Raw genomic sequence first — 6,108 nt, 5'->3', positions numbered from 1 at the left:
ATCGGTATGCGGCTGGAGCCTGCGGGACGGCTGGCTCCGGCCGCTGACCGAGGCCGAGGTGTTCGCCGCCTACTGCACCGACGCCGCCACCGGGGAACCGCTGCCTCCGGAGACGGATGTCGAATACCGCGCGGGCGCCGTACTGGACGACGGCGTACCGGACGCCGATGTACCGGACAACGGCGAGGAGGACGGGTGAGCGGCGGCCGGAAAGCGGTGAGGGGTGCCCCACCGGCAGGTGGAACACCCCTCACCGGGCGACGGACGGTCCGTCACCCCGGCCCGTCACTCGCCGGAAAGCACCGCCTGCGCGGCGATCCGGGCCTCCTCGGCCGAGTCGGTGGCACGGGCGGCGGCAGCCGCCCGCTCGCACTGGGCCAGGGTGTGCTTGGCCAGCGTGGCCCGCACATAGGGAATCGAGGCCGCGCCCATGGACAGGCTGGTCACTCCCAGACCGGTCAGCACACAGGCCAGCAGCGGGTCGGCCGCGGCCTCACCGCACACCCCGCAGCTCTTGCCCTCGGCCTTGGCCGCCTCGGCGGAGGCCGCGATCAGGTCGAGCAGCGCGGGCTGCCAGGGGTCCTGCAGCCGGGCCACGGCACCGACCTGACGGTCGGCCGCGAAGGTGTACTGCGCCAGGTCATTGGTGCCCAGCGACAGGAACTCCACCTCCTGCAGGATGGAGCGGGCGCGCAGGGCGGCGGACGGAATCTCCACCATGGCACCGAACTTGGCCCGCAGCCCCGCCTCCCGGCAGGCATCCGCGAAGGCCCTGGCATCCGTGCGGTCGGCCACCATGGGCGCCATGACCTCAAGGTAGACCGGCAGCCCCTCGGCGGCCTTGGCCAGCGCGGTGAGCTGGGTGCGCAGCACCTCGGGGTGGTCCAGCAGGGTGCGCAGACCGCGTACGCCCAGCGCGGGGTTGGGCTCATCGGCCGGGGTCAGGAAGTCCAGCGGCTTGTCGGCGCCCGCGTCCAGCACGCGCACCACCACCCGGCCCTCCGGGAAGGCCTCCAGCACCTTGCGATAGGCCTCCACCTGCTTGGCCTCGGAGGGTGCCCGCTTGCTGTCGTCCAGGAAGAGGAATTCGGTACGGAACAGGCCCACGCCCTCCGCACCCGCCTCCACCGCCGCCGGGACATCGGCCGGACCGCCGACATTGGCCAGCAGCGGCACCTTGTGGCCGTCGGAGGTGGCACCCGGCCCCGAGGAGGCGGCCAGCGCGGCCTTGCGCTCCTCCAGCGCCTTGGCCAGCTCGGCACGCTTGTCGGCGCTGGGGTCCACAAAGACGTCACCGGTGCTGCCGTCCACCGCCACCACGGTGCCCTCGGCCAGCTCACCGGCGCCCGGCAGGGCCACCACGGCAGGCACGCCCAGAGCGCGGGCCAGGATGGCGCTGTGGCTGGTCGGCCCGCCCTCCTCGGTGACAAAGCCAAGCACCAGGCTCGGGTCGAGCAGCGCGGTGTCGGCGGGCGCCAGGTCCCGGGCGATCAGTACATAGGGCTCATCGCTGTCCGGCACGCCCGGCATTGGCACGCCCAGCAGCCGGGCGACGATGCGGTTACGCACATCATCCAGGTCGGCCACCCGGCCGGCCATGTACTCACCGGCCCCGGCCAGCAGTTCCCGGTAGTGCGAGAAGGCGTCGTACACCGCGCGCTCGGCGGTGCTGCCCACCGCGATGCGCCGGTCCACATCGGCGGCCAGCTCAGGGTCCTGAGCGATCATGGCCTGGGCCTCCAGCACGGCCTGGGCCTCGCCGCCGGCCAGCTGCCCGCGCGCCATGAGGTCGGCGGCGACAGCCTCCACGGCCTGGCGTGCGCGCCCCTGTTCACGCGGCGCCTCGTCCGTCGGAATCTGCTTGGCCGGGGGCTCAAGGACCGCCGTGCCCATGTGCCGCACTTCGCCGATCGCCACACCGTGGCTCACACCGACGCCTCGCAGCGTTGTTTCCATCATCAACCGTCTCCGTTGGTGCGGCGGTGGGGAGACCGCCGCGGTGGGGTGTCGTACGTGCCCGCCGTCCTCTGGACGGCGACGGCTCACTGCCAGCTGAAGAGCTGGTCGCCGGCCTTGATGTCGCCGTCCTCACGGAGGTCGCCGAGCGAGTCGGCGCTCGCTTCGAGGGCGATGACCGGGGAGATCGGGGACTTGCCCGCCTCCTCGACGGCAGCCGGGTTCCAACGCACGACCGCCTGGCCCCGCGTAACGGTGTCGCCCTTGTTGACGAGCAGCTCAAAACCCTCGCCATTGAGCTGGACGGTGTCGATGCCCAGGTGCGTCAGCACGCCGTGGCCCTCGGCATCGACGACGACAAACGCGTGCGGGTGCAGCGAAACGACGACGCCGTCAACGGGCGCGACCGCCTCGGCGGGCTCACGCACGGGGTCGATCGCGGTACCGGGACCCACCATCGCGCCGGAGAACACCGGGTCGGGCACGGCCGACAATCCGATGGCACGTCCGGCGATAGGGGACGTCACGGTGGTCATGGGAAGCCTCCCAGGGGTGGAGATTCATCACGCACCGTCACTACCTGTCCCGGACGGCGCACTGATCAGAGCCTAAGTCATAGGAACTGGGGATTCCGCACGAGTGCTCGGACCCCTTGATGAGTGCGCTCCGTAATCGATTTGCCAGCCTCCTGGGGTCCCTGTACTGTCAGGTCCCTACCCACGACCGAGGCCAGCCAAGTGCTGGTGAAGTCGGGGTGGCCTCCATCGGAATTGATCCTTCCCGGGTCTGCCATGTCTTTTTTGCGTGCCCGCTTGTGCGGTCGTAAACGCGAAAGAAATACGGCGGCAAGGGAGCAGGAAAAGACCTGATAGAGTGGTGGAACACCGAAGGGAAGCGCCCGGAGGAAAGCCCGAGAGGGTGAGTACGAAAGAAGCGTCCGTTCCTTGAGAACTCAACAGCGTGCCAAAAGTCAACGCCAGACTATAAAACAACCCCGTCCACCACGTTGTGGTGGGTGAGGTTCCTTTGAAATACACAGCGAGGACGCTGTGAACGACCGGGCTTATTCCGCTTGGTTGTTCCGCTCTCGTGTGTGTGCACCGGCAGTTTTTAATTAAACGCGGCCGGTAAACATTCACGGAGAGTTTGATCCTGGCTCAGGACGAACGCTGGCGGCGTGCTTAACACATGCAAGTCGAACGATGAACCGGTTTCGGCCGGGGATTAGTGGCGAACGGGTGAGTAACACGTGGGCAATCTGCCCTGCACTCTGGGACAAGCCCTGGAAACGGGGTCTAATACCGGATACGACTACTGGGGGCATCCCTGGTGGTGGAAAGCTCCGGCGGTGCAGGATGAGCCCGCGGCCTATCAGCTTGTTGGTGGGGTGATGGCCTACCAAGGCGACGACGGGTAGCCGGCCTGAGAGGGCGACCGGCCACACTGGGACTGAGACACGGCCCAGACTCCTACGGGAGGCAGCAGTGGGGAATATTGCACAATGGGCGAAAGCCTGATGCAGCGACGCCGCGTGAGGGATGACGGCCTTCGGGTTGTAAACCTCTTTCAGCAGGGAAGAAGCGCAAGTGACGGTACCTGCAGAAGAAGCGCCGGCTAACTACGTGCCAGCAGCCGCGGTAATACGTAGGGCGCAAGCGTTGTCCGGAATTATTGGGCGTAAAGAGCTCGTAGGCGGCTTGTCGCGTCGGATGTGAAAGCCCGGGGCTTAACCCCGGGTCTGCATTCGATACGGGCAGGCTAGAGTTCGGTAGGGGAGATCGGAATTCCTGGTGTAGCGGTGAAATGCGCAGATATCAGGAGGAACACCGGTGGCGAAGGCGGATCTCTGGGCCGATACTGACGCTGAGGAGCGAAAGCGTGGGGAGCGAACAGGATTAGATACCCTGGTAGTCCACGCCGTAAACGTTGGGAACTAGGTGTGGGCGACATTCCACGTTGTCCGTGCCGCAGCTAACGCATTAAGTTCCCCGCCTGGGGAGTACGGCCGCAAGGCTAAAACTCAAAGGAATTGACGGGGGCCCGCACAAGCAGCGGAGCATGTGGCTTAATTCGACGCAACGCGAAGAACCTTACCAAGGCTTGACATACACCGGAAAGTGCTAGAGATAGTGCCCCCCTTGTGGTCGGTGTACAGGTGGTGCATGGCTGTCGTCAGCTCGTGTCGTGAGATGTTGGGTTAAGTCCCGCAACGAGCGCAACCCTTGTTCTGTGTTGCCAGCATGCCTTTCGGGGTGATGGGGACTCACAGGAGACTGCCGGGGTCAACTCGGAGGAAGGTGGGGACGACGTCAAGTCATCATGCCCCTTATGTCTTGGGCTGCACACGTGCTACAATGGCCGGTACAATGAGCTGCGATACCGTGAGGTGGAGCGAATCTCAAAAAGCCGGTCTCAGTTCGGATTGGGGTCTGCAACTCGACCCCATGAAGTTGGAGTTGCTAGTAATCGCAGATCAGCATTGCTGCGGTGAATACGTTCCCGGGCCTTGTACACACCGCCCGTCACGTCACGAAAGTCGGTAACACCCGAAGCCGGTGGCCCAACCCTTGTGGAGGGAGCCGTCGAAGGTGGGACTGGCGATTGGGACGAAGTCGTAACAAGGTAGCCGTACCGGAAGGTGCGGCTGGATCACCTCCTTTCTAAGGAGCACATAGCCGACTGCGAGCGAATGTCTCGCACGGTTGCTCATGGGTGGAACGTTGACTATTCGGCACAGTCTCAGGGGGTTCGTTAGTACTGCTTCGGCGTGGAACGCGAAATCTTCTCGGAGGCTGGGCCGGGCACGCTGTTGGGTATCTGAGGGTGCGGCCGTTAAGGCTGGTCCTCGATCCGGTCCCAGTGAACTCGCCTCTCGGGGTGGGGTGATGGGTGGCTGGTCGTTGTTTGAGAACTGCACAGTGGACGCGAGCATCTGTGGCCAAGTTTTTAAGGGCGCACGGTGGATGCCTTGGCACCAGGAACCGATGAAGGACGTGGGAGGCCGCGATAGGCCCCGGGGAGCTGTCAACCGAGCTGTGATCCGGGGGTGTCCGAATGGGGAAACCCGGCAGTCGTCATGGGCTGTCACCTACTGCTGAACACATAGGCAGTATGGAGGGAACGCGGGGAAGTGAAACATCTCAGTACCCGCAGGAAGAGAAAACAACCGTGATTCCGGGAGTAGTGGCGAGCGAAACCGGATGAGGCCAAACCGTATGCGTGTGATACCCGGCAGGGGTTGCGTATGCGGGGTTGTGGGATCGCACTTTCATGGTCTGCCGGCCATGAGGCGAGTCAGAAACCGTTGATGTAGGCGAAGGGCATGCGAAAGGCCCGGCGTAGAGGGTAAGACCCCCGTAGCTGAAACATCAGCGGCTTGCTTGTGCGACACCCAAGTAGCACGGGGCCCGAGAAATCCCGTGTGAATCTGGCGGGACCACCCGTTAAGCCTAAATATTCCCTGGTGACCGATAGCGGATAGTACCGTGAGGGAATGGTGAAAAGTACCGCGGGAGCGGAGTGAAATAGTACCTGAAACCGTGTGCCTACAAGCCGTGGGAGCGTCGCCGTCAAGCTTGCTTGGCGGTCGTGACTGCGTGCCTTTTGAAGAATGAGCCTGCGAGTTTGCGGTGTGTTGCGAGGTTAACCCGTGTGGGGAAGCCGTAGCGAAAGCGAGTCCGAATAGGGCGATTGAGTAGCGCGCCCAAGACCCGAAGCGGAGTGATCTAGCCATGGGCAGGTTGAAGCGGCTGTAAGAGGTCGTGGAGGACCGAACCCACCAGGGTTGAAAACCTGGGGGATGACCTGTGGTTAGGGGTGAAAGGCCAATCAAACTCCGTGATAGCTGGTTCTCCCCGAAATGCATTTAGGTGCAGCGTCGTGTGTTTCTTGCCGGAGGTAGAGCACTGGATAGGCGATGGGCCCTACCGGGTTACTGACCTTAGCCAAACTCCGAATGCCGGTAAGTGAGAGCGCGGCAGTGAGACTGTGGGGGATAAGCTCCATGGTCGAGAGGGAAACAGCCCAGAGCATCGACTAAGGCCCCTAAGCGTACGCTAAGTGGGAAAGGATGTGGAGTCGCAGAGACAACCAGGAGGTTGGCTTAGAAGCAGCCACCCTTGAAAGAGTGCGTAATAGCTCACTGGTCAAGTG

General features: G+C 63.9%; 2 protein-coding genes, 2 rRNA genes and 1 pseudogene. 3 read left to right on the top strand and 2 right to left on the bottom strand.

All coding sequences use genetic code 11. The annotated features are described in order from the left end of the window. Positions 1-199: pseudogene (locus tag CV755_RS01855) on the top strand (hypothetical protein); the annotation flags it as partial. Between the two features lie 86 nt (positions 200-285). Here CV755_RS01855 and ptsP read toward each other — a convergent pair. Both ptsP and CV755_RS01845 read right to left on the bottom strand, forming a co-directional pair. Continuing rightward, complete coding sequence (ptsP, locus tag CV755_RS01850; RefSeq protein ID WP_109278356.1) at positions 286-1,956, bottom strand: phosphoenolpyruvate--protein phosphotransferase; 1,671 nt, start codon at positions 1,954-1,956, stop codon at positions 286-288. Between the two features lie 86 nt (positions 1,957-2,042). Beyond that, a complete protein-coding gene (locus CV755_RS01845; protein WP_109278355.1) occupies positions 2,043-2,492 on the bottom strand; it encodes a PTS sugar transporter subunit IIA in 450 nt (149 codons plus the stop codon). Between the two features lie 598 nt (positions 2,493-3,090). Here CV755_RS01845 and CV755_RS01835 point away from each other — a divergent pair. After that, positions 3,091-4,616: ribosomal RNA gene (locus CV755_RS01835) — 16S ribosomal RNA — on the top strand. A 276-nt stretch (positions 4,617-4,892) separates the two neighbouring features. Continuing rightward, positions 4,893-6,108 (top strand): 23S ribosomal RNA (locus CV755_RS01830); the annotation flags it as partial.

The organism is Streptomyces orinoci, from assembly GCF_003121295.1.
Taxonomy (GTDB): domain Bacteria; phylum Actinomycetota; class Actinomycetes; order Streptomycetales; family Streptomycetaceae; genus Streptomyces; species Streptomyces orinoci.
The sequence above is the reverse complement of the archived record's forward strand: the minus strand, read 5'-3'. Positions and strand labels throughout refer to the sequence as shown.